At 45.0% G+C, this 1,301-nt stretch carries 2 protein-coding genes; one reads left to right on the top strand and one right to left on the bottom strand.

Annotated features, from left to right (window positions below; translation table 11 throughout):
- Positions 1–182, top strand: a 182-nt coding sequence (locus tag F6K49_RS49905) for a hypothetical protein (protein WP_293110242.1), incomplete at its 5' end; no start/stop codon positions are given.
- 298 nt (positions 183–480) lie between these two features.
- Here F6K49_RS49905 and F6K49_RS49900 read toward each other — a convergent pair.
- Positions 481–1,301, bottom strand: an 821-nt coding sequence (locus tag F6K49_RS49900) for a class I SAM-dependent methyltransferase (protein ID WP_293110239.1), incomplete at its 5' end; no start/stop codon positions are given.

Below are 1,301 nucleotides of genomic sequence, written 5' to 3'. Positions count from 1 at the left end.
TCAGCAGTCAGCAGTCAGCAGTCAGCAGTCAGCAGTCAGCAGTCAGCAGTCAGCAGTCAGCAGTCAGCAGTAAGCAGTCAGCAGTCAGCAGTCAGCAGTCAGCAGTCAGCAGTCAGCAGTCAGCAGATTTTATTCACAAGCTGTTCGGAACTCAAGTAGCATTCACATTAGCTGATAGCTGATAGCTGAAGTCAGCAGTCAGCAGTCAGCAGTCAGCATATTTTATTCAGCAAGCCTTAAGTAGCCGCCCCATTAACTGTTCGCGTAGCGTGCGCGTAACGCATTAGCTGGTAACTGATAACTGTTCGCGTAGCGTGCGCGTAGCGCTAATCGCTGTTCGCGTAGCCCATTAGCTTATAGCGTTTATCATGGCTATGAGGTACACATTATTTTTTCCCTCTTCACTGCTCCCTGCTCCCTGCTCCCTAAAACCCAGAGATTTGTACCTCATGGGTATAATACTTGCTATAGATATAGGGATTATTTAATAATCTGAAATGTTACCGATTTCCTGGCGAAAACAAAAAACGTTGTAATATCTATCCAAATGCCTTGTGCTGTGGCTAATTGCTCAACGGCTGCAAAGAATTCAGTTTTCAATTGTGCTAATTTCTCTGGAGAAAGCTGGAAAACTTCCGCGCCAAAGGCACTCTTTGAGTTTCCCCGCCAAGAGTTTGCTGCTACTGTTTGAGTATCACTGTTGTAGAAACCAAGTTGGTCGGTTTTGACGTTGATGTCTTCAAAACCTGCTTCGGTGAGTAGCTGATGACATTTCTCGGGACTACCAAGGGGTTGATTGGGATTAGGAATTACAATGCCATAGTCTCCTGCTTTTTCTCGAAACAGACCCCCTGTAGGAAAGGCGTTTGCTGCAAAACAGGAAAATCCGACTAATCCTCCTGGTTTTACGAAGCGATACCACTGCCGTAACGCAGCAGGGATATCTGTTAAGTATACAATGGCTGAAGAACATAGAATCCTATCGAAACTATTATCTGGGAAGTTGATAGTTTCTGCATCTGCTTCTATAAATTCGATGTTGTTGAGACCTTCGGCTTTAACTTTTCGTTGGGCTAGATTGAGCATGCCTGATGAAATATCTACGCCGACAACAGCTCCAGAAGCACCGACAATTTTGGCAGCTAGAATTGCTACTAAACCTGTGCCGGTCGCAATATCTAGAATTCGTTGTCCAGTTTTCAGGTGGGATAGTTCTACTAGACCCTTGGCTAGCCGAGGGTGAAAGCTTCCTTGATCATAGTTTGGTCTGGTGTTAAAGTCAGCTTTGACGTTTTTCTTGA

The organism is Moorena sp. SIO3I6, assembly GCF_010672095.1.
This window is presented reverse-complemented; position numbering and strand designations above follow the sequence as displayed.